Source organism: Bacillus sp. 220_BSPC (genome assembly GCF_001054655.1).
Lineage (GTDB): Bacteria > Bacillota > Bacilli > Bacillales > DSM-1321 > Peribacillus > Peribacillus frigoritolerans.
Map to the genome: position 1 here is coordinate 62443 of NZ_JVPL01000292.1, position 22372 is coordinate 84814.

The following is a 22372-nucleotide window of genomic DNA, read 5'->3' on the forward strand; positions in this document are numbered from 1 at the left end:
AATATGAAAAAACACTGGCGATTAAGTCTCCAGGAATTTTTTATTGTAATGACTTAAGGCTAAAAGGGGATAAATATAACGATAGCTATGATAATGGATATACAAAAAATCTGCCATTCCCTGGCCTGCAGGATAATCATTGGTCCAGCTTTCTTGTTGACCTGCACGGATGAGATAGGCAATGCCTTTTTCAATCTCGGCTGTCGGCTTTTCTGATGCCGATATCAACGCATCCACAGCCCAGGCTGTATGTGTCAGTGTGCTAGTTCCGAGGGGGATATATCGTTGCTTGATATCACTGTAACAAGATTCACCCCAGCCGCCATCTTCATTTTGAATTTTCTTCAACCAAGTTAAGGCTTTTTGGATGGATGGATGTCCAGTGGCTTGCCCTGCTGCCTTCATGCCGGTCAGTGCAGACCAAGTGCCATATAGATAGCAGATGCCCCAGCGCCCATACCAGGAGCCATCACGCTTCTGGTCTTCCAATAGCCAATCCACCGCTCTTTTACTGACTTCTTCCGGCTTTTTCATATTTGTATAGTTCCCCAGGAATTCCAGCGTCCTTCCTGTCAGATCAGCGGTGGAAGGGTCGGTCAGGAGATATTTAGAACCCTCTATTGGAAGAAGCTGCAGCCATTTATGGTCGTTATTCCGTTCGAAGGCTGGAAATCCACCGTCATCATTTTGCATGGAGATCGTGAAGGCGACACCGCGCTGCCAGCTGTCCCGATTATCCGGTTTCGCTTGCAATTGCTTAGCCAGCGCCCGCAGTGAGGCGGTCGTATCATCGACATCCGGATTCATGGTATTCAAATCCGAGAACCCCCAGCCGCCAGGAATTGCGTCAGGATTATGGATCAGCCAATCTCCATACATATAATGCTGGCGTGACAGCAAGTACTGATTGGCCGCCTTGACCGCTTTGTCTTTGAAAGGCATTCCCGCTTCTTGAAGGGCGTAGCTTATTAAGGAGGTATTCCAAACATGGGGCGTCGTGAACTGGATATGTGTATGTCCCTCAATGGAGCAGGCCATCCCCTTCAGACCGGCAATGGCCTTTAGAATCACTGGATCTCTTTTCGAATATCCAATTGAAAGGAGGGCAAAGATCATGAAAAAGGTGGAGCCGAAATAATTGTACAGTGTCCCGTCTGGTTCCAGCCTGTCGAGCATGAACCTTTTCGTTGAATCCAGGGCCAAGGAATGCAAATAATCCGGATATCCAATCAAGGTTTTGACGCCTGTTTGAAGTTTGGAGAAGAAGGAACGATATTCTTCGGTACGGTATTCTTCCCACACTTGCTCTTCGGAACTGTCCTCCCTTGTTTGAAATAAATCTTTTAAACTTGGCGTGTCCGGGGTCGTGATCTGAAACTTTTTATGGCCAAGCAATAGCAATGGAATCATGTTGACCCGCCCATATACGGAAAGATCATAAATGCTGACGAAAAAGGTCGGAGGCAGTAAGACCACTTCGAGAGGAATGGGGAATAGGCGCGGCCATTGATATTGTCCGGTGACGGTAAGCATCATTTTCGTTAACATTTTGGCCTGTTTGATGCCGCCCTTGGAAAGAATGAATTGTTTGGCTTTCCTCATATGGGGATGATTCTTATTGCGGAGTCCGCTAAAAAGAAGGCCATAGTAAGCCTCGATCGTAACCGTAACATTGCCGTCCTTCTCATCTTGGAAAAGTTTCCATGACCCGTTTTCCGTTTGCTTGCTTTCGATTCTTTTTACTAAAGCCTCTATAAGAGGGGTATCTTCCATATCTAGAATTTTCAATAATATGATCATATAGGCATCTGCTGTTATCCCGGTGTCAAAGGGATAATTCCACGAACCATCAGCGGATTGGTCTTGTTTCAAGCGATGAACAAGGCGATTGATTTCCGATTGTACATGTTGGTTCAATGTCTTTCCTCCTCAAAAAACACATTTTCCGTTTATATGTATATTCAAAACTTGTCGTTGCATTCAAGAAATCATGTCAGGCGCATCGTCCCACATGAATAGAGGAGGGGTGGAACTAAAAACGCTTTGGCAATGAAAGCTGCCAAAGCGTCATTTAGATCCCATGCATCATTTAACTGGTAAGGAAGATGACCGCATATAGCGGTAAATCGGCAGTTCTTTTCCTTTGGCAGCCGGGATGAAATTGAATGTCACGTAGCTGTCTATGCCTTCAGGTTCGAGGGCAAGGGAGATGAAGTTGGCATCAGGCTGAGCCATGTCGAAAACATAGCTTCCTTTTGGGAAATCCCGAGTTTTTGAAGTGACGTTGGTCGTGACTTCCCTTGTGGAATGTCCGCTTTCCAGTTCAGCGGAAACTTTTATATCATTGACCCTATAGCTTTCAACAGCTACCTTCATGGGTTTTTTTAATCTTTTCACTTCTACTCCCAATAGCTGAAGTTTTTCAGCGATATTTTTATATTCGGGCGGAAGGATATAGGCTGTCGGACGATCTCTGACAAGGGTAGGGTAGGCATCGGTTGAATCCAGCCAATCGATGGAGGCATCGACCATTTTCGCTTTCGCTAAATCGACTACCGTCAATTTTTGATCCTTAACCAATTTATTTTCGCTGGTGATGACGATTTTATCGTTATCATTTGCTCTTCGCCCTTTTTGCACGATTTCCGTATCTGCCTGTTTAACGGCCTTTTTAACTTTACTTGCCTGTTCGGCTGTCGTTTTGATGAAGGCTGCCTGTGCTGTAGCTTGTGCAAAAACACGTCGTTTAAAATCGGTACGGCCGATATTGATTCCCCTTGTTTCGATTAAATAGGTCATTGTATTTTTCAAACCGAGGGCGTTTCGGCCAATCCGGGCTTCGGTGCTTCCTTCTGTGGCGGTAAGGACCCCATCATCAGAAGTGGCCAGTGTATAGTAATCGTGATAGGAAAGCTTTTCTTTTTCCAATGTTTTAAAAACATTGGGTAAAAGCAGTTGATCGGATGCTTTTCGAAGCTGTTCGGGAATATTTAAATTCTTGGCTGAGGAGATGAGTAAATCATAGGAAGCGATCGATCCATTTGCTCCGACCTTTTTCAGGGGGGCGGGATTCACTGTATATTCATGTACATCCAGAATGACTTCCGGTTCATAATCATCGATTGATTGATGAATCGTCTGTACTTCAGGATATTCCACTTTTAAGTAGTCCCTATTCGCATCCATGTCATTTGCGGTAAATCGTTTGAAATAATAAGAGCCATCGGGATTGACCCGTGGAACGATGGCAACATTGACTTTATCGAGGACATCACCAAGCTTGCCTTCAGCCAGCCATTGTGCAAGGACTAATGTTGATTCACCAGATGCGGGTTCATTGCCATGGATCTGGCCTTGAATCCAAATCAATGGTTTATGGGAACCCTTAATCGGTCTTTTTGAATCCTTGCTGAAAAGAAGCATCGGGATGTCGCGTCCTTCTGTGGATTTACCTATCGTCTTGACCTGGATGTTCTTGTTTTTATGGGCGAGGGACTTGATATGATTAAACATTTCTTCCTGGCTCGTAAAGGCGATCTTGTTTTGTTTAAAGGCAGGGGTCTTGAAAGAAACATTAGGGTCAGGGAAAAGGTGGGAGAGGTTATCTGGTTGAATGTAGCTTGGACCATTTCCATAATAAGGGGTGAATTCTTCGGCTTCGGCTAAGGGGACAGGCAATCCAGTGACGAGACCTAGTGTTACGACTGATACAATGGTAGGAATGATTTTTTTCATGGACGTCCTCCTGTCTATCTTTTTCCATAAATTATCATATATTAAACTATTTATACAGTGAAAACGTATGAAATAGTGAAAAACAGGAAGTAACGACTAGATTAATGATTCCATGGTAAAATTCGCAATCCTTTTAATAGATGTTCATCACCTGTATTCTGTATAATTACAGGTGGAAAGTCAAAATGATACAGATCAAGCTATTTGCTTGGCCCGTATCATTTCAATTCATCATATAACTTATTTAAAAGATCCTGTGAATCTTCGCCGCTCATTATCTGGCCGTTCACTTTCGCATAGGGGGTTTTCTTACAAAGTTTACACTCACTCAAACATTCATATTCCTTATATTGAATCCTTGGATTCTCTAAGAACTTACCATAATCGGCAATTGTTTGTTCATTAAGGAAGCGGTCAAGATTATTTTGGCAAAATTCAATTTGGATTTTCGCCTTTTTTGAGAACACTTTGGATAACAAGTTTTTCATCATATCGCTTCTTTCATTGGAAGAGTAAATATTTGTTATTTTGATTTTATCACTTCCTGAAACGAAATGCATGGTTGATTCATCCGAATCCATTACAATTTGACTATCGGGAGAATATCAAGTATTTCCCTTGTATATATTGACACATGTCCAAGAAATGATAGAATAAGAATGGATGATAATGAATCTCATTATCACGAATGGAATATCCTTGTAACTATAGCAACTTAATGAGTCCCATTTCAATAGGTGACTTAATGATAGTCTTTATTCAAATATATTTAATTAAAAATATTATCGCTGTATTAAAGTGAGATAGGAAGAGTAGGAAATGTAGATGAAGATAAGATATTTAGTCATGGCGTTAATTGTTCTATCATTTACGTCATTATTCATTGGTGTAAAAGATATTACCCCCCTGGATTTATTGAATCTCAGTGATGATAAAGTGCAAATCATGCTGCAAAGCCGTTTCCCCAGAATGGTGACCATAGTCATTGCCGGTATTGTGATGAGTATAAGCGGTCTGATCATGCAGCAATTGAGCCGCAATAAATTTGTATCCCCGACGACTGCCGGTACCATGGACTCTGCAAGGCTGGGACTTCTTCTTGCCATTATCATTTTTCCATCGGCAGCACTTATTGAGAAAATGGCATTCGCTTTCATATTCGCTTTGGCAGGTACATTCTTGTTCATGAAAATTCTTGATCAAGTGAAATATAAGGATACGATCTTCATTCCATTGGTTGGTTTGATGTTTGGTAATATCGTAGGATCGATCTCGACTTTCTTTGCCTATAAATATGATTTGATTCAAAGCCTCAACACATGGATGAATGGTGATTTCTCGATGATCATGTCGGGAAGGTACGAGCTTATATATCTAAGTATCCCGCTAGTCATTCTCGCATACTTCTTTGCCAATAAATTCACTGTGGCAGGGATGGGTGAGGAGTTTGCTATCAATCTAGGACTCAATTATAAGCTTATAGTCAATTTTGGATTGATCATCGTGGCATTATCCTCCACTGTCGTTTTGTTAACGGTGGGAACGATTCCTTTCATAGGATTGATCGTACCGAATATTGTATCCCTTTACCTTGGTGACAATTTGAAAAAGAGTCTTTCTCATACAGCATTGCTAGGGGCAGTCTTCCTATTGATCTGCGATATTCTGGGCAGGATCCTCATATATCCATTTGAAATCCCGATCGGACTCGTGGTTGGTGTGATAGGAAGCGCCGTATTTATCTATCTGATACTGAGGAGAAAGGCATATGAATAATAAAAGTAGGATCATTATATTGGCTGTTCTTGCAGCTGCTTTAACGGCAGGTTATATCTTTTGGGACCTTGGCCCGAATTGGGACTATGCACTGCCGAGAAGGGTCATAAAAATCATCGCCATCATCGTGGTTGGCTGTGCAATTGCTTTTTCAACAGTAATTTTCCAGACGGTCACGAATAATAAAATCCTGACGCCAAGCATTTTAGGGTTGGACTCCATGTATATGCTGATTCAAACGGGAGTGATTTTCATCTTCGGTTCAACGCATATCATGATCATGAATAAAAATCTCAATTTCCTGATTACACTTGCGGCCATGCTCATTTTTGCAAGCCTGCTGTTCAAGTTCATGTTCAAGAAAAACCGCAATATTTACTTCCTATTACTGATCGGTATCATCTTCGGAACCTTATTCGGCAGCATGTCTTCATTCATGCAGGTATTGATTGACCCGAATGAATTCCAAATCATTCAAAATAAAATGTTCGCCAGCTTCAATAATGTCAACACGGACCTGTTAACGTTAGCTATTATCCTCATGATTGCGGCAATGATATATTTCATGAGGTTTTTGAAGTATTTAGATGTCATGTCCCTTGGGAGGGACCAAGCCATAAACTTGGGTGTGGATTATGATTTTGTCACGAAGCGGGTTTTAATCGTCGTTACGGTTTTAATTTCCATTTCGACTGCCTTGATCGGTCCGATCACGTTCCTCGGATTGCTTGTTGCAAATGTGGCTTATCAATTCATTAAGTCCTATCAGCATAAACATATCCTCCCGGGTGCAATGCTGATCAGTGTGATTGCCTTGGTCGGCGGCCAATTCATTGTAGAGAGGATCTTCACGTTTTCCACGACCTTAAGTGTCATCATCAACTTTGTCGGCGGTGTCTATTTCATCTATCTTCTATTAAAGGAGAATAAATCATGGTAGAAGTGAAAAATTTATTCAAAAAATATAATAATAAAACGGTTGTCGAGGATGTTTCCATCGAAATAATGAAAGGGAAAATCACATCCTTCATCGGTCCCAATGGAGCGGGTAAAAGTACCGTCCTTTCGATGATCAGCCGTCTCATTACCCGGGATTCAGGAGAAGTCCTTATCGAGGGTAAGGATATGGGGAAATTCAATAGCAATGAACTTGCGAAAAAGATTGCCATCTTAAAGCAGGCTAACCACATCAATATCCGTTTAACGATTCGTGAACTGGTCGCCTTTGGCCGTTTTCCTTATTCACAAGGTAAGCTGACGAAAGAGGATTGGAAATACGTCGATGAAGCGATTGAATATATGGAACTTGCTGACATGCAGGATAAGTTTCTTGACCAGCTTAGCGGCGGCCAGCAACAGCGGGCCTTCATTGCCATGGTCATTGCTCAGAACACGGAGTATGTGCTTCTTGATGAACCCCTGAACAATCTTGATATGAAGCATTCCGTCCAAATCATGAAGGTATTGAGGAGATTGGCCGATGAATTGGGGAAAACGGTCATCATCGTCATTCATGACATTAATTTTGCATCCTGTTATTCCGACTACATCGTCGCATTGAAGGATGGCAAGGTTGTTCATAATGGACCTACCGAACAAGTCATCAATTCCAATGTATTAAAGGAAATTTATGATATGGATATTGAAATCCAAAGTATCAATGACAATAAGATCTGTGTGTACTTCACATAAGGCAATTCCAAAATTGGTTTTAAATTACTTCAGTATTCATAGCCGTCCAGAAGTCACACTATACGCTTCTTAGCAGTTAAGAGTTGGCGGGCGCCCAAGACTTTAGCCGCCTCCTGTTTCATCTGGCAGGAAAAGTGTTGAAGTGAACTCTGTGATGGTGAGGATTCAATATGTAATTTTAAATAAAAAAATTTTTCGAGGTGACCATAATGATTAAGAAATTATCCTTACTGCTTTTGGTTGCAATGCTGGCTGTAGTGGCTGTAGCTTGTGGATCAGATAAGGAAAAAGAAGAATCAAGCACGAAAAAAGAAAGTGCTAAAAGTGAAGAAATTACGGTTAAGCACCAACTAGGCGAAACGAAAGTGAAAACAAACCCTGAAAAAGTCGTTGTATTCGATATGGGGGCTCTTGATACTCTTGATAAATTAGGTGTGGAAGTAGCAGCTGTCCCTCATGATGGACTTCCGAAATACCTTTCTAAATATGAAGGTACAACTGAGAATGCCGGTGGATTAAAAGAGCCTGACTTCGAGAAAATCAACGAAATTGCTCCAGACTTAATCCTTATTTCTGGCCGTCAATCTGAAGCCTATAAAGAATTAAGCAAAATTGCCCCTACTGTTTTTGTGGGTGTGGATACAACAAAGTATATGGAATCGTTTGAAGAAAACGTGACACTTTTGGGTAAAATCTTCGATAAAAAAGACGAAGCAGCTAAAGAATTGGCAAGTGTTGAAGAAAACATTAACGCTTTGAAAGAAAAAGCCCCGACTGACAAGACTGGTTTAATCGTTCTTGCCAGCGGCGGAAAAGTAAGTGCTTACGGACCGGATTCAAGATTTGGAATCATCCATGATGTATTCGGAGTACCTGCAGTGGATGATAAATTGGAAGTATCGACACATGGTCAAAGTATTTCTTTCGAATACATTGCTGAAAAAAATCCTGACTACCTATTCGTTGTAGATAGAGATGCGGTTGCCGGTGATGGAGCTGCAGCAAAAGAAACGATTGAAAATGACATTGTAAAAAATACAAAGGCATTTAAAGAAGGTAACATCATTTATCTAGACCCTAACTACTGGTACTTATCAGGCGGCGGTTTAGAATCTGTTGACGCTATGGTTAAAGAAGTTTCAGAAGGCATCAAGTAATATAAATATGATTAAAGATAATCCTGTCCTCGATCGAGGGGCAGGATTTTTTATTTTTTATAATAAACCTGGATGAAACAAATATACTAACAAAGGGGAAGAAAAGAATTCCTGCAAAACACAGGTAAGCTTATAATAAGGCGCCCACAACCCAATCAAGGGGAGTGGGAAAGGACAAGGTCTATATTCCGCCTGTTGCTGCCGCTATGGCTTATATGGGCTGCAATCGTAAGAATATGACCCTCCAGCCAAAATGGAAAATTCAGTTTCTTCCTATTATATTGTCTTTTGCATCCTTTCCGGTTTTGAAATCGTAATTAATGTTAAATTTGGGAAATTTCATCTATTATGGATGATAAAAATAATATGATCTCCACTTCAAATTATCGGGGAGAATTCGGTGGATTAATATTTTTCAGGAAAAATTATTTGAAAAAAGCTGAATAAAAAAGCCGGAGGGGAATGATGTCGATACTTCGTGTAATCCATTTGTTATTTTATGGGATTTAATGGTGGCAGGACGCAATATTGAACGGGTCAAACTTTTACAGGCACGGGGTTTCAAAAGTGCGGATGAGAAAAGCATCCATGTAACCGGCAATCCATTTTCAAATGTCGAATTATCGGGAAAAAAATCCTGGGATATAACCATAGCTTTCAATAATTGAAGGTTTATATCTTTACATATTTTGTAATGTGCTGGTTTTTTTATAAAGACTCGTTTATAATGGTAAAAGCCTGAAGGACGTTAAAATATTTAGTGACTGTCATCCGCAGTCACACCAAAAAATTACGGTAATATTTATTGGATTAAGACATGTACTTCCTATATATTTGTTATAGGTGCGCTGAACATTCGAGACGGGCGAAACTCTGTTATTTTTTCAAAGGCTTGTTCATAAGCTAAAGAAGTATTCTGGATATAAGAGTTATGGATGTGACAAAAGGTGGTTTTCACAATCTTGACTATCCAAGTGAAAGAATGCTATTATAAGGTTTCTGATTTTCCGTCTTTTGTAAGTTTGTAAAAATTTATATAAATAAACCACTAGATTAATAGAGGTGAAAGCATGAATAATTTTCTTAAAAAAAGCCGGCATTTATTTGCAGATAACATACTAGGCTTTTTCTTTATTGCGGTAGTCTTGTTTTGGATAAAAACTTATATTGGATATCGAATTGAATTTAACTTAGGTCTTGAAAATGGCCTGCAACAGTTCTTACTGTTTATAAATCCGATTAGTTCAGCCATTTTATTCTTTGGCTTGGCACTATTGGCTAGAGGCAAAAAATCGTTTAAATGGATCATCAGGTTGAACCTATTGATGTCCTTATGGTTATTCTTCAATATTGTATATTACCGGTCATTTACCGATTTCATTACATTGCCAACCTTGACGCAAGTGCAAAATGCCGGGGATTTGGGACCGAGTATTTTAGAATTATTTAAAGGCCATGATGTATTTTATTTCCTTGATACGATACTTTTGATCGTGTTGTACAGATTCAAAGACTTTAAAGCGGAAGACTTCAAAGTCAAACGCCGTACAGTTGGAATGGTTTACCTAGCGGGACTAGCAATTTTTGCCATCAATTTGGGACTTGCTGAAAAGGATCGCCCGCAATTGTTATCAAGAACATTCGACCGGAACTATATCGTCAAATACTTGGGCATGTTCAACTATACGGTTTATGACGCCGTTCAGAATACTAAAACATACGCCCAGCGTGCGACTGCAAACAGTACGGATATCGCCGAAGTCGTCAACTATACGAAGGCAACAAGCGCTGAGCCGAACCCTAAGTATTTTGGGGCAGCCAAAGGCAAGAATGTCATCTACCTGCATTTGGAATCGATGCAGAATTTCCTTATCGATTATAAGTTGAATGGGGAAGAAGTAACTCCATTTTTAAACTCACTTGCACATGATAAATCAGATTTCATGCACTTTGATAATTTCTTCCATCAAGTAGGCCAAGGGAAAACGGCGGATGCCGAATTCATGCTTGAAAATTCCCTGTTCGGCTTACCACAGGGGGCAGCATTCACAAACCGTTCCCAAAATACGTATCAAGCAGCACCAGCTATTTTAGGACAACAAGGATACACATCTGCTGTGTTCCATGGTAATTACAAATCTTTCTGGAACCGGGATAATATGTATAAGTCTCTTGGTTTTAATCAGTTCTTCGATGCAAACCATTATAATATGGAAAATAAAGAGGAAGTACTAAGTTATGGATTAATGGATAAGCCGTTCTTTAAGGAATCGATTCCAATGTTAGAAACGCTTAAACAGCCTTTCTATACAAAATTCATAACGGTATCCCATCATTTCCCATATGCAATGGACCAGGAAAAAGCAACAATCGGCAAGCATACGACAGGTGATGCTTCCGTTGATAGTTACTTCCAAACTGCACGCTATGCCGATGAGGCGCTTAAAGAGTTTTTCGATTATCTGAAGGAATCCGGTCTATATGATAACTCGGTAATCGTTATGTATGGTGATCATTATGGTATTTCCGAAAACCATAAAGAAGCCATGTCAAAAGTTCTTGGCGAGGATGTTGGCGCATTTGAGAATGCCCAATTGCAACGTGTACCATTATTGATCCATGTTCCAGGTGTTGAAGGCGGGGAAATGCACCAATACGGAGGACAGATTGACCTTCTCCCGACTTTATTGCATCTGTTAGGAATTGAATCTAAAGATTATGTACAATTCGGTTCCGATTTATTGTCAAAAGATCATAATGAAGTGGTACCTTTCAGGAATGGTGATTTTGTAACACCGGAGGTCACTTCCATTAAAGGGAAATACTACGATACTAAAACGGGAGAATTGGTCGAGGAAAATGATGCCATCCTCAATTATAAAACGAGAGCTGAAACGATGCTCAATTTATCCGACCAAGTAGTGAACGGCGACTTACTCCGTTTCTATACTCCAAACGGCTTTAAACCGATTGATCCTGCTGATTATGATTACACATATGATGAAGAAGGTTCTAAGGAAGAAAAGACCGATAAATAAGGCTAATGAAAGAACAGGCAGGAAGCCATCGCTTCCTGCCTGTTTTTTTATGCGTCATCCTTTATTGGTCATCATGGCAATATACTTTCTGATTTCATCAGGCTTCCCGGCATATTTTTCAGCACGCTGTTCGTCTTTGGTGATTTTATCCTTTGCTTTGACCAGGATTTCTTCACCCTTATCTTTGGGCACGACCACGACTCCATCTATGTCCCCTATGATGATGTCCCCTGGATATACGGTGACACCTCCACATGATATGGGCACATTGGTTTCGCCTACACCTGCCTTGCCGCTAGAGGCAACCGTCGTCCCTTTGCTGAATACAGGGAAATTCAATTCTTTAATGGCTTCAAGGTCGCGAATGACCCCATCGACTACGAGGCCGCCTATTTCCATGGTCTGCATCATGCCGACAACAAAGTCTCCTGCTATAGCCCGGTATGTATCACCCTTGCTGTCAACGACAATTATATCCCCAGGCTTGGCTTCACCGATTGCTTTTAACACGGCAGAATTATCACCGACGGGGATCTGTACGGTCAAAGCCCGTCCGGCCATCCGGAATTCTTCCTTTAAGGGTTTTATTGCCGAATCCAGATTGCTCAACCCATCCATTGCATCTGAAATCGCCGTGGTGGGCAAATTCCTGAACTGTTGAATATGATTATCCATGACTATGATTCCTCCTTAAGAGTTAATGAATATAGCCTAATTATACACAAACTTCGTAATTTTCTGATAGTTTTCAGCTTGATAAAATGGTAAGTGTTGTTCTGTCTGTTAGGCCGGTTCATAACCGAACTGCGAATTTTTAAGAAATAAACCGCCCATTTTTTCATTTTTAATAGGATGTGCTTGAAGGACATGGCAACAAAAAATTAGCTATTTAATAGGTCAGCCTGTTGGGATTTCATTAACGAATGGACAAGGGACGTCAGGTGTTTTGTGTGGTACTTCAGGTGAAAAGCTTCTTGTTATTGAATATATGTATCAAGCACAATTCGCCTTAAAACAATACGATTTTTATATGATTCAGGATATAAATGCATTTCCGCCCTGTCAGAACACACAACCATTATATTAATGAAAAGACCCATTTTAGAGGGGCTTCAGGCTTTAGATAAACTCGATGAAAATCGAATTTGCCTAAAGTTTTTTTACGGTTTGTACAATTTGAAAGTTACTCCTCCGGTAGCCTCTCTGCGGCTTCTGGGCCTGTGGGTTCTTTTTTCTGGACGCGCATTTCCGCAGGAGTCTCGCACACCTGCTCCAATTGTTTAACTCTTAGATGGAACCCTTTTGCCTACATTCTTCATTGGTTGATTAAAACTTAAGGTGATTGCTCACCCTTCCATTGCATCTGAAATCGCCGTGGTGGGCAAATTCCTGAACTGTTGAATAAAGTAATAGTTTTCCGTTTGATAAAATGGTAAGTGTAGTGTAATTAACATCTGAAGGGGGAGGGAAGCTCAGCTGTCACAAGGGGGTTGAAGTCCAATTCCGTTTTAATCAAACGATTGATTAAACTGTATAGATCATCGCTATGAAGATTGAAATCCTGCATAGATACAGTCCTAGCAATAGTAATGGTCGGGTCTCCATGGCAGTTTGATCCGTACAGGAACATTCTTCCGAAGCAAGGGTAGAATGCTGGTGCATATCCTCGGTATTTTTTACTGATCTGGATGGGGGTGTCAGCGAAGAAATCCATAACACAGCCAGTGTGCAGGGATACTTACAATCTTCAAAGCAGGAGCAGAATCAAGACGGATGTTGCCAATGTAAGCCAAAGGGGGCTGAAAACTTCTGGATGAATGATTAAAAAAATGATTCCTGCAATCGTGGCGGCCTGCTGTATGGTCATATGTCTAATGAAGTGGATTCCAGCTTTAAAACAGGCTTTAAGAAGAGGCATTTGATTCATTTTCATTCCTCCTTTTACTTTCAATAATATGACCAGGCATAAAAGAAAATACATGGGGATTCGTTTTCTGCTCAATTATTACGGGTATAGTAAAGGTAAAATAAAAGGAGGAATCTAGGTGATCATTGTATATATTAGTCTTGCCCTCTTTATCGGATCGATTATTTATTTAGCGTTTTTTGCTTTTAAAACATTTAAGGATACCAAACCGACAATTGAAAATGTGAATCAAACCGTTACACGCATCCAGGCCAAAACGGATCAGATTAAATCGGAAACGGACCAACTCGCCATGACCCAGCAAGAAATCACTGAAGATGTTGAATATAAAAAAGAGGCTGTCCAATATACGGTTGAGGCGGCTAAAGAAATACCTGAACCCTTTAAGATTATTTGGTTTTCAATAAAAGGTGACAAGTGGAAGCTTAGAAACAGAAGCGATGCATAAGTGTTTGAACGATCTGAAATGTACATGATATAGTATGGAAATACTATGTTTCTAGGGTTCCTCGGTTGAATGTTACCGGAATGGTCCAAGAGAAACGCGCAGTAATCTGCGTACACGGAGGGAAAAAAGCCCGGGAGGTTATGAAAGATGACCTCCCGGGCTTTTTCTGTAATTGGAGGCGGAAAAGATGGCATGGATTCAATTGGTGATTGCAGGATTATTTGAAGTGGTATGGGCGACAAGTCTAAAGTATACCGAGGGTTTTACGAAATTATTACCTTCTATCATAACGATTGCTGGCATGGTTATTAGTTTTTATTTTTTGTCATCGGCGATAAAAACTCTGCCTATGGGAACAGCGTATGCAATCTGGACTGGAATAGGGGCTCTTGGGGCTGTTCTGGTAGGCATCATCGTTTTTAACGAGCCTAAGGATGCGATGCGATTGGTATTCGCCGGTTTTATTTTGGTTGGAATTATCGGCTTGAAGGTCACTTCTTCTGAATAATCTGCCCACTCCTCGCAAATAGTAATGTTAAATGATTTTTGAGGAGTGAAGAATATGAACTATAAAGCGATAGTATCAAGTGCAATGATGGCTTTAGTGATTACAGGTTGTGCAACGAATGATAACGAAGATGCCAGTGAAAATCTTGGCCTGAATCGTACTCATCAGGATAATTTGGATAATCCGATGAATGTAGGCGACACAAGGCAAAATGTTAATAATGTCAATAATGATAATAATATCAATAATGATAATAATGATAATGGCGTAAACGGTATGAGGGTCTCAGAGGATATCTCAAATCGAGTCGAAGCTTTGAAGGAAGTAAGTAACGCAAATGTCATCGTGACTGAAAATAATGCCTATGTAGGCGCAGTATTAAAAGACGGCGGGGAAAAGGATATCTCGAATGACCTTAAAGAAAGGGTTGCTGATGCAGTAAGGGCAGCAGATCCATCTGTAGACCAAGTTTATGTGTCGGCAAATCCGGACTTTGTTCAAAGAATGGATGGGTATGCGAATGATATCGAGAATGGAAAACCCGTTGAAGGATTTGCTGAAGAGTTCCGTGAACTTGTAACACGGATCTTTCCAAGTCCAAGATAATTGGAAAATTAAGAAGTAAAGACCTATCCGGTGGATTCCGGATAGGTCTTTTCCTATTTTAAAGATGTGGAACATGACTAACTTTAAATAGGGTGGTTACAATAATCGAATGAACGAAAAACTTTGTATTGGGGGTGGGATGGTGAGGTTTTTTAAGGACAAGAGGGAAACGGATTCAGCATCCTTTCAGGTTACTTCCAAGGATTTTCAGGAACTCCTTAAAAAGTTTAAAGCATCTAATGATTTTCTTACCTTCCAATTCCCGAATGATGATGGCTATATCATCTCCTACTTCAATTCACTGGTCAGTGTTCAACAGCTCCACGAACAAGTATTGGCGGTCATGTCGAATCAACCAAAGAAGGTCCTTAAGCAACTAAAAGGCGATATTCCGATGGAAGATATGAAATTGACGGCTGATTTAAAAGACATTCAAAGATTGGTTTTGGAAGGATCGATCATGATTCAATACAAGCAAGATGATGAAATGTGTTTGCTCATTCCGTGTGTTCACAGTGTGAAAAGGCAAATTTCAACACCTGAGTCGGAGTATACGGTCGTTGGATCCAAGGAAGCGTTTGTTGAATCGCTTGATTCGAATTTGAATCTGATCCGTAACAGATTGCCCACTCCTGAATTGCAGTCCAAGGAATTTAGGGTCGGGAGCATCTCGCAAACAAGGATAGCGGTACTCTACATAGATGGGGTGGTAAATCAACAGATCATCAAGACGGTCATACAGAGAATAGAAGATATAGAATATGATACGATCGTCGATATTTCGTTCGTAAGCCAGATGATCACGGATAATCGGAATTCGATGTTCCCGCAATTGATTGATACGGAGCGGCCTGATCATCTGGCCAGTGTATTATCGGAAGGGAAAATAGGGATCATGCTGGATGGATCTCCTCATGCATTGGTTGGTCCCAATACCATCATTTCATTCTTCTCGTCATTTGAAGATTATTTTCAAATTTGGAATCTCGGTACTTCATTCCGTTTGATTCGGCTTTTCGCCGTGCTGTTTTCCGTTTTGTCATCACCTCTGTATGTGGCCGTTTTAACCTATCATTATCAAGTGATCCCAACGGATTTGCTGCCAATCTTAATATCATCCAGGGGAGTGATCCCTTTTCCGCCGATCTTGGAAGCGATCGTGCTGGAAGGCACGATCGAATTGCTGAGGGAAGCGGCGGTCAGGCTGCCTGCCAAGGTTGGCTCGACCATCGGCATTGTTGGCGGTATAGTCATCGGTTCAGCCGCTGTGGAAGCGGGATTTGTCAGTAATGTCTTGTTGATGCTTGTCGCTTTGGCTGCCTTGGCTTCATTTACGGTGCCGATTTACCAAATCAGCAATACGATTCGCCTTATCCGCTTTCCCTTTCTAATTGCTGCCCAGTTATACGGGCTGTTTGGAATAGCTTTATGCAGTGCATTCATTTTAAGTCATTTATTGAAATTGACTTCGCTTGGCAGTCCTTATTTAGACCCGCTTTACCCGTTAAGAATTCATGACTTTAAAGATAGTCTGATTCGCCTCCCTTTTTCAAAGCAGAAAAAACGCCCGCAGTTTCTGCGGACGGAAAATCCACTAAGGATAAGGAAAGAGGCGGAAAAACGAAACACCCGTAATGATATCGATGAATAAGGAAGTAGAAAGCGGTGAGAAGGAATGGAAGTCAAACCAAATGAAACAAAACAAATATCTCCATTTTTTGTTTTTTTCCTCATGCCCGGCATGCAGATTGGAGTAGGGATATTGGGGTTTGAACGGATCATAGCGAAAGAGGCTGGCCAAGACGCATGGATATCGGTCCTGATATCAGGGTTGATCATAAATGTTCTGCTTTGGATGTGTTTCAAGCTTTTGGGCAGGGGCCCCCAAACACTTGATTTGGTTGCCATCCACAAGGATTTGTTTGGTAAATGGGTCGGAAATGCTTTCAATATATTATTCATCCTCTACTTCATAATGATTTCCATCATTCTTATCAGGACTTATTTAGAAGTCATTCAGGTTTGGATGTTCCCAGGTGTCAATGTCCTGATGCTGATAACCATCATTCTAATTCTCGTATATCGCTTTGTGGAGGGAGGTTTCAGGGTCATTACCGGTTTTTGCATAATCGGCCTTATGATCGGATCGCCATTATTCCTTTTGAATTATTTCCCTTTGAAGTACGCCCACTTTGAAAATTTGGGTCCTTTTCTTGATCATTCCTTTTTGGAAATCATGAAGGCCTGTAAGAAGATGACCCTGAATTACCTTGGTTTTGAATTAATCCTCATTTATTATCCTTTCATTAAAAATCGTGAAAAATCTCAAAAGTGGGCCCACTTAGGGGCGTTGTTCACTATGGTGATCTATGTAGTATCCATACTTGTTACATTAGCCTACTATCATCAGGATCAGCTGAAAGATGTAATTTGGGCAACTTTGACGTTATGGAAAATTGTAGACCTTCCATTCATTGAAAGGTTCGAATACATAGGGATTTCCGTTTGGCTGTTCATGGTGCTGCCGAATGTTTGCCTAGGGGTTTGGGCAGCAAGCAGGACAGCGAAAAGAGTATTCGGATTTAGACAAAAAAAGATGTTGGTTCTCATTCTGATCATCATTTTGGCTTCCTGCATTTTTTTGGATAACCGCTATAGAATCGATAAGTTTAACACGATCAGTTCGCAAATTGGTTTTTATATCGTTTATTTGTATCTTCCTCTCTTATTCATATGGCAGTCGATCGTCTATAAATTCAGGGGGCATAAATCATGAAAATCAAACTTCTCTTGATAACATTAGCAAGCTTTTTGATGACGGCGTGCGGCGTGGAAAAGCAAATATTAGAAGATATATTAATTGCTGAAGTCGTAGGTTATGATGATGCCGGAGACAAGAAAATCAAAGGAACGGTCGTTGTCAGCGTTCCTCAGCCTGGGGAGGAAGCAGATCTGGGTAAAGAAGTATATGAAGCGGACTCCCATGATATAAAGGCGGCCCGCCAGCAGGAAAATGCAAAAACACCATACCCGATTGTCGGCGGGAGACTGACAGTCACTCTATATGGTGAAGAATTGGCAAGTAAGGGGTTGAATGATTATGTCGATACATATAGGCGTGACCCAATGGTGGGAAGGGATTTGTATTTAGCGGTCGTTCATGGCAAAGCGGAGGATGTAGTTAAAATGGAGCCGAAGTTGATTAAAACGCCAGGGGTTCAAGTGAAGGAGCTGATCGAACAGAATATAAGGACTAATTTGCCTGATGTAGATCTTCACAGGTATTTATATGCGTGTCATGGTAAAGGGATCGATCCGGTCTTGCCCTTATTGGAAACAACAGGAGACCAAATACGGGTAAGGGGGATCGCCTTGTTTAAAACGGATCGTTATATTGGCAAATATATACCTTATGAAGACGGCTTTTTATATAAGGTCCTTAGTGAAAATTTTAAGCTGGGGAGTTATGAAATTAAATGGAAGGAAAATGACTTTACCGATATCAATAACGTGGAGTCACGTGTCCATTATCATATTTCGAATGCCAATCAAGACCCAAAGGTCAGGATTGAAGTGAAAATGAAAGCGAGTCTGCTAGAGGTCCAAGGCTACGACTTGGGCAAAGCGGTCGACCTGAATAAAATAGAGGCCAGGGCCGAGCAGGTCATTGGCAAAAAATTAAATGAGATGGTAACCATGTTTCAGGAGAACCATATAGATCCGCTTGCACTCGGTGATCATGCTAAAAGTAAAACAAGAAATTTTGATCAAAAACATTGGGAGGAGGCATATCCCGATATTCCAATCGAGGTCGATCTGGATATTGAAATGATTCAAACGGGAATAGCTGAATAAAAGTAGAATATTCTGGAGTTTCCCCCTTTATAATAGGGTATTGGTGTAAGGATTGTGTCAATGCGGCTAAAAAAGGGGGAAAAGCATGGACAAAGCATGGTGGAAAGAGGCAGTTGTGTATCAAGTGTATCCAAGGAGTTTTATGGATAGTGATGGCGATGGTATTGGTGATATAAACGGGATTTTGATGAAGCTAGATTATTTACAAGAGCTGGGTGTGAACGTGATATGGCTATCCCCAGTTTATCAATCTCCCAATGATGACAATGGGTACGATATCAGTGATTATAAAGCAATCATGACTGAATTCGGGACCATGGCCGATTTCGATAGGTTGTTGAAGGCCGTTCATGAACGTGGAATGAAGATCATGATGGACCTGGTGGTCAATCATTCTTCAGATGAACATCCATGGTTCGAGGAATCCCGTTCCTCAAAAGACAATCCGAAACGTGATTACTATATTTGGAAACCTGGCAGGAATGGGAAAGAGCCAAATAATTGGGAGTCGATTTTTAAAGGTTCAGCATGGGCATATGATGAAAGAACCGATGAATATTATTTACATTTATTCAGCAGGAAACAACCGGATTTAAACTGGGAGAACCCTAAGCTCCGTGAAGAAGTTTACAGCATCATGACTTGGTGGCTGGATAAGGGTGTCGATGGCTTCCGGATGGATGTCATCGACTTCCTTTCAAAAGATCAAAGCTATTCAGATGGAGCCGTTCATCATGAGAAGCAGTATGGTGATGGAAGCCCCTTTTTCCTGAATGGACCGCGCATACATGAGTTTCTGCAGGAAATCAATCAACGGGCACTTTCTGGGCATGACGTGATTACGGTTGGGGAAATGCCAGGCGTCACACCGGAGGAAGCGCAATTGTTCACAGGTAAAGATCGTGGTGAGCTACATATGGTCTTTCAATTCGAACATATGGATTTGGGGAGGGGACCAGAAGGGAAATGGAGTAACGATAAATGGAAGCTAACCGATTTAAAGCGAATCCTCTCTAAGTGGCAGACTGGTTTGGAGGGGGATGGCTGGAACAGTTTATACTGGAACAACCATGATCAGCCCCGGGTTGTCTCAAGGTTTGGTAATGATGGAAAGTATCGTATTGAAAGCGCAAAGATGCTTGCCGCTTGTCTTCATATGCTGCAAGGTACACCTTATATATATCAAGGGGAAGAGCTGGGAATGACCAATGTTGCATTTGAAAATATCGATGAATACCGGGATATCGAAACATTGAATTCATATGACGAACTCGTCCATTCTCATGGCTGGTCAAAAGAGCGGATGATGTCAGCCATCCACGCCCGCAGCCGGGATAATGCGAGGACACCTATTCAGTGGAATGACTCCCGGAACGCAGGATTCACGAAAGGGACCCCTTGGATTAAGGTTAATCCCAATTTTCCCGAGATTAATGCAGAAAAGGCTTACAATGATCCGAATTCCATTTTTCATTTTTATAAAAAGCTTATCCAACTGCGCAAGGAACATGATATCGTCGTTTATGGCCGTTTTGAACTGCTGTTGCCGGATGATGAACGAATATTTGCCTACACGAGATCGTTTGAGGAAGAAAAGCTGTTGGTGCTGTGCAACTTTAAAGAAGAGCAGGCCTCTTATACTTTGCCTGAAGAGCTGCATGCATATTCTGCCACAAAGCTGATCGGCAATTATGATCAGGAGGAAGAAGGAATCTCCAGCAAACCCCTGCAACCATATGAATGCCGTGTTTATCATTTGAAATGAAAAAAGGACCTGTTCTTCTCCGGTTAGGGAAGAACAGGTCCTTTGCGTATTATTTTGATTTAAGGTCACATTCCTCAAGCGGAATGATTTTCGTTTTATGCTTAATTTTATAGCCGAACCATAGAACGAAAAATAGAATCAAGCCAATGTAGGAAACGAACATTGAATTCCAGTCGATCCCATCGCTGCTGAAAGCCTGATAGCCTTGTCCGATGATAATGATAATACAAAGGACAAGTGCGAATATAGGTCCGAATGGGAAGCCTTTTGCCCGGAATGGTAAAGCATTCATATCAAGGCCTTGAGCGGCGTAAGCTTTGCGGAACCGATAATGGGCAATCGCAATCCCTACCCAGGTGACGAATCCTGCCATGCCTGAAGCGTTCAATAACCAGATATAAACGACGCCATCCCCGAAAAATGAAGCTAAGAATGCAACGCAGCCAACTAAAGAAGTCACGATAAGTGCATTCACGGGCACTCCTCTTTTATCTAACTTACCTAGGAATTTCGGTGCTTTCCCATCACGTGCCAAGTCCCATAACATACGGGTTGAAGCGTACATGCCAGAGTTACCGGCAGAGAGTACGGATGATAAAATGATCGCGTTCATGATGGATGCAGCAAATGCAAGGCCGGCCCGTTCAAATACAAGCGTGAATGGACTTACGGCAACATCTTGACTCAATAAACGTGAATCCGTAAACGGAATGATCATTCCAATAACGAAAATTGCAAGGATATAGAACAAGAGGATGCGCCAGAAAACGGATCTGATCGCTTTTGGGATATTTTTTTCTGGATCTTCACTTTCACCAGCAGTCACTCCAAGCAATTCCGTTCCTTGGAAAGAAAAGCCGGCAGCCATGAATACGCCTAGAATCGTGAAGAACCCTCCGTTAAAGGGACCTTCGCCCATTGTGAAATTGGAAAAACCGATTGGGTCATTCCCACCCATGATTCCGAGAATGATCAGAACACCCGTAATCAAGAAAATGACGACTGTCACGACCTTGATCATGGCAAACCAGAATTCTGTTTCCCCGAAACCTTTAACTGACATGTAATTGATAAGAAACATAGTGATTAACGCAATGGCACTCCAGATAAATGAAGGGCTATCCGGGAACCAGAACTTCATAATTAAGACAACGGCTGCCAATTCGGCGGCAATGGTGATTGCCCAGTTATACCAGTAGTTCCAACCAATCGCAAAACCGAAGGACGGATCGACGAATTTGGATGCATAGACACGGAACGAACCGGCCACTGGCATGAACGCTGCCATTTCTGCAAGACTTGTCATTAAGTAATAAACCATGATGCCGATGACCGCGTATGCCACCAAGGCACCGCCGGGACCGGCTGAATGAATGGCACCGCCACTTGCTAAAAATAAACCTGTTCCTATCGTTCCACCTAATGAAATCATCATTAAATGACGCGCTTTCAGGCTCCTTTTCAATTCAGTAGGGCTTGAAGGTGATTGTGAATTTGACAATTGATGTTACACTCCTTTTTATTGGAAGGGAACGAAAAATAAAAAAACAGCAGTCGAAAAAGATCGACGGCTGTTTATAATAAACCCGTTTATCCTTCCGAAGATAGCTCCCCACGCTTTTAAAAAAAACGTGACAGTGGTGTTCCTATTCGGTTACACCGCCAGCAAGAATATACATGGAATATACCCTAACTTCGGCAACTTATCCTTTCAAACGGAGTCTTTAATTTTCCAGAATCTCGTCCGTTTTACTTTTATAAGCTGCAGCCTCTAACTCATCGGTAAATGAGGAAGTATTCAATTTTCTAAAATCGTTGGCGTCAGTTTGTAGGTGACGTCGGACGATTTTACTCATGAAATTCAT

The 22372-nt window shown here is 41.3% G+C and carries 20 protein-coding genes and 2 riboswitches; of the genes, 14 read left to right on the top strand and 6 right to left on the bottom strand.

Annotated elements, in window-relative coordinates:
• Nucleotides 1-21: 21 nt before the first annotated feature.
• From shc to ADA55_RS23830, 3 genes are all read right to left on the bottom strand, one after another.
• Nucleotides 22-1917 carry a squalene--hopene cyclase gene (shc, locus tag ADA55_RS23820; RefSeq protein ID WP_048688130.1) on the bottom strand — a complete coding sequence of 632 codons (1896 nt, stop codon included), beginning with the start codon at nt 1915-1917 and terminating at the stop codon, nt 22-24.
• 168 nt (nt 1918-2085) lie between these two features.
• Nucleotides 2086-3735 (bottom strand): M14 family metallopeptidase, encoded by a 1650-nt coding sequence (locus tag ADA55_RS23825; RefSeq protein ID WP_048688133.1) that lies wholly within the window; start codon nt 3733-3735, stop codon nt 2086-2088.
• A 218-nt stretch (nt 3736-3953) separates the two neighbouring features.
• The gene (locus ADA55_RS23830) at nt 3954-4295 is read right to left on the bottom strand and encodes a DUF1450 domain-containing protein (RefSeq protein ID WP_226990537.1); all 342 of its coding nucleotides are present in this window, start codon (nt 4293-4295) and stop codon (nt 3954-3956) included.
• Nucleotides 4296-4560: 265 nt separating this feature from the next.
• Here ADA55_RS23830 and ADA55_RS23835 point away from each other — a divergent pair, with 265 nt between their 5' ends.
• From ADA55_RS23835 to ADA55_RS23855, 6 genes are all read left to right on the top strand, one after another.
• Nucleotides 4561-5511, top strand: coding sequence for an ABC transporter permease (locus ADA55_RS23835; protein ID WP_048688135.1), 951 nt, complete (start codon nt 4561-4563; stop codon nt 5509-5511).
• Nucleotides 5504-6451 (top strand): iron chelate uptake ABC transporter family permease subunit, encoded by a 948-nt coding sequence (locus tag ADA55_RS23840; RefSeq protein ID WP_048688138.1) that lies wholly within the window; start codon nt 5504-5506, stop codon nt 6449-6451. The genes ADA55_RS23835 and ADA55_RS23840 overlap by 8 nt, the downstream gene beginning before the upstream one ends.
• Entirely contained in the window at nt 6445-7203 is a 759-nt protein-coding gene (locus ADA55_RS23845) for an ABC transporter ATP-binding protein (RefSeq protein WP_034310071.1), read from the top strand. The genes ADA55_RS23840 and ADA55_RS23845 overlap by 7 nt, the downstream gene beginning before the upstream one ends.
• A 212-nt stretch (nt 7204-7415) precedes the next feature.
• The gene (locus tag ADA55_RS23850; protein ID WP_181151551.1) at nt 7416-8360 is read left to right on the top strand and encodes a siderophore ABC transporter substrate-binding protein; all 945 of its coding nucleotides are present in this window, start codon (nt 7416-7418) and stop codon (nt 8358-8360) included.
• A gap of 512 nt (nt 8361-8872) precedes the next feature.
• Complete coding sequence (locus ADA55_RS29700) at nt 8873-9028, top strand: hypothetical protein (RefSeq protein WP_153246171.1); 156 nt, start codon at nt 8873-8875, stop codon at nt 9026-9028.
• 402 nt (nt 9029-9430) lie between these two features.
• Complete coding sequence (locus tag ADA55_RS23855) at nt 9431-11398, top strand: LTA synthase family protein (RefSeq protein ID WP_048688142.1); 1968 nt, start codon at nt 9431-9433, stop codon at nt 11396-11398.
• A gap of 54 nt (nt 11399-11452) precedes the next feature.
• Here the strand turns inward: ADA55_RS23855 and ADA55_RS23860 are convergent, their stop codons facing one another.
• A complete protein-coding gene (locus tag ADA55_RS23860; protein WP_048688145.1) occupies nt 11453-12073 on the bottom strand; it encodes an RraA family protein in 621 nt (206 codons plus the stop codon).
• Between the two features lie 205 nt (nt 12074-12278).
• Here ADA55_RS23860 and ADA55_RS28920 point away from each other — a divergent pair, with 205 nt between their 5' ends.
• On the top strand, nt 12279-12485 hold the full coding sequence (locus ADA55_RS28920) for a hypothetical protein (RefSeq protein WP_082162901.1): 207 nt from the start codon (nt 12279-12281) through the stop codon (nt 12483-12485).
• Nucleotides 12486-13145: 660 nt separating this feature from the next.
• Here the strand turns inward: ADA55_RS28920 and ADA55_RS23865 are convergent.
• Nucleotides 13146-13325 (bottom strand): hypothetical protein, encoded by a 180-nt coding sequence (locus ADA55_RS23865; protein WP_034310080.1) that lies wholly within the window; start codon nt 13323-13325, stop codon nt 13146-13148.
• Between the two features lie 118 nt (nt 13326-13443).
• On the opposite strand from ADA55_RS23865, the gene ADA55_RS23870 reads away from it, so the two are divergent.
• The 7 genes from ADA55_RS23870 (at nt 13444) to ADA55_RS23900 (ending at nt 20507) form a co-directional block, all read left to right on the top strand.
• Complete coding sequence (locus ADA55_RS23870) at nt 13444-13773, top strand: DUF948 domain-containing protein (protein WP_048688149.1); 330 nt, start codon at nt 13444-13446, stop codon at nt 13771-13773.
• A gap of 40 nt (nt 13774-13813) precedes the next feature.
• Nucleotides 13814-13912, top strand: a riboswitch (guanidine-I (ykkC/yxkD leader).
• 48 nt (nt 13913-13960) lie between these two features.
• On the top strand, nt 13961-14281 hold the full coding sequence (gene sugE / locus ADA55_RS23875; protein WP_034310082.1) for a quaternary ammonium compound efflux SMR transporter SugE: 321 nt from the start codon (nt 13961-13963) through the stop codon (nt 14279-14281).
• Nucleotides 14282-14335: 54 nt separating this feature from the next.
• Nucleotides 14336-14887 (top strand): YhcN/YlaJ family sporulation lipoprotein, encoded by a 552-nt coding sequence (locus tag ADA55_RS23880; RefSeq protein ID WP_048688153.1) that lies wholly within the window; start codon nt 14336-14338, stop codon nt 14885-14887.
• A 139-nt stretch (nt 14888-15026) separates the two neighbouring features.
• Nucleotides 15027-16538 carry a spore germination protein gene (locus ADA55_RS23885; RefSeq protein ID WP_048688155.1) on the top strand — a complete coding sequence of 504 codons (1512 nt, stop codon included), beginning with the start codon at nt 15027-15029 and terminating at the stop codon, nt 16536-16538.
• Between the two features lie 24 nt (nt 16539-16562).
• Nucleotides 16563-17663 (top strand): GerAB/ArcD/ProY family transporter, encoded by a 1101-nt coding sequence (locus ADA55_RS23890; RefSeq protein ID WP_048688158.1) that lies wholly within the window; start codon nt 16563-16565, stop codon nt 17661-17663.
• Nucleotides 17660-18742 (top strand): Ger(x)C family spore germination protein, encoded by a 1083-nt coding sequence (locus ADA55_RS23895; RefSeq protein WP_048688163.1) that lies wholly within the window; start codon nt 17660-17662, stop codon nt 18740-18742. Before ADA55_RS23890 ends, ADA55_RS23895 begins: the two co-directional genes overlap by 4 nt.
• An 85-nt stretch (nt 18743-18827) precedes the next feature.
• The gene (locus ADA55_RS23900) at nt 18828-20507 is read left to right on the top strand and encodes a glycoside hydrolase family 13 protein (protein WP_048688166.1); all 1680 of its coding nucleotides are present in this window, start codon (nt 18828-18830) and stop codon (nt 20505-20507) included.
• Between the two features lie 49 nt (nt 20508-20556).
• Here the strand turns inward: ADA55_RS23900 and ADA55_RS23905 are convergent, their stop codons facing one another.
• The gene (locus tag ADA55_RS23905; RefSeq protein WP_048688168.1) at nt 20557-22008 is read right to left on the bottom strand and encodes an amino acid permease; all 1452 of its coding nucleotides are present in this window, start codon (nt 22006-22008) and stop codon (nt 20557-20559) included.
• A gap of 96 nt (nt 22009-22104) precedes the next feature.
• Nucleotides 22105-22289, bottom strand: a riboswitch (Lysine riboswitch).
• Between the last annotated feature and the right edge of the window lie 83 nt (nt 22290-22372).

Coding starts and splice junctions, on each gene's coding strand:
- ADA55_RS23845 (WP_034310071.1), top strand. CDS start 6,445: ATGGTAGAAGTGAAAAATTTATTCAAAAAATATAATAATAAAACGGTT.
- ADA55_RS23825 (WP_048688133.1), bottom strand. CDS start 3,735: ATGAAAAAAATCATTCCTACCATTGTATCAGTCGTAACACTAGGTCTC.
- sugE (WP_034310082.1), top strand. CDS start 13,961: ATGGCATGGATTCAATTGGTGATTGCAGGATTATTTGAAGTGGTATGG.
- ADA55_RS23880 (WP_048688153.1), top strand. CDS start 14,336: ATGAACTATAAAGCGATAGTATCAAGTGCAATGATGGCTTTAGTGATT.
- ADA55_RS23855 (WP_048688142.1), top strand. CDS start 9,431: ATGAATAATTTTCTTAAAAAAAGCCGGCATTTATTTGCAGATAACATA.
- ADA55_RS23830 (WP_226990537.1), bottom strand. CDS start 4,295: ATGCATTTCGTTTCAGGAAGTGATAAAATCAAAATAACAAATATTTAC.
- ADA55_RS23860 (WP_048688145.1), bottom strand. CDS start 12,073: ATGGATAATCATATTCAACAGTTCAGGAATTTGCCCACCACGGCGATT.
- ADA55_RS23835 (WP_048688135.1), top strand. CDS start 4,561: ATGAAGATAAGATATTTAGTCATGGCGTTAATTGTTCTATCATTTACG.
- ADA55_RS23895 (WP_048688163.1), top strand. CDS start 17,660: ATGAAAATCAAACTTCTCTTGATAACATTAGCAAGCTTTTTGATGACG.
- ADA55_RS23885 (WP_048688155.1), top strand. CDS start 15,027: ATGGTGAGGTTTTTTAAGGACAAGAGGGAAACGGATTCAGCATCCTTT.
- ADA55_RS23890 (WP_048688158.1), top strand. CDS start 16,563: ATGGAAGTCAAACCAAATGAAACAAAACAAATATCTCCATTTTTTGTT.
- ADA55_RS23840 (WP_048688138.1), top strand. CDS start 5,504: ATGAATAATAAAAGTAGGATCATTATATTGGCTGTTCTTGCAGCTGCT.
- ADA55_RS23900 (WP_048688166.1), top strand. CDS start 18,828: ATGGACAAAGCATGGTGGAAAGAGGCAGTTGTGTATCAAGTGTATCCA.
- ADA55_RS23865 (WP_034310080.1), bottom strand. CDS start 13,325: ATGAATCAAATGCCTCTTCTTAAAGCCTGTTTTAAAGCTGGAATCCAC.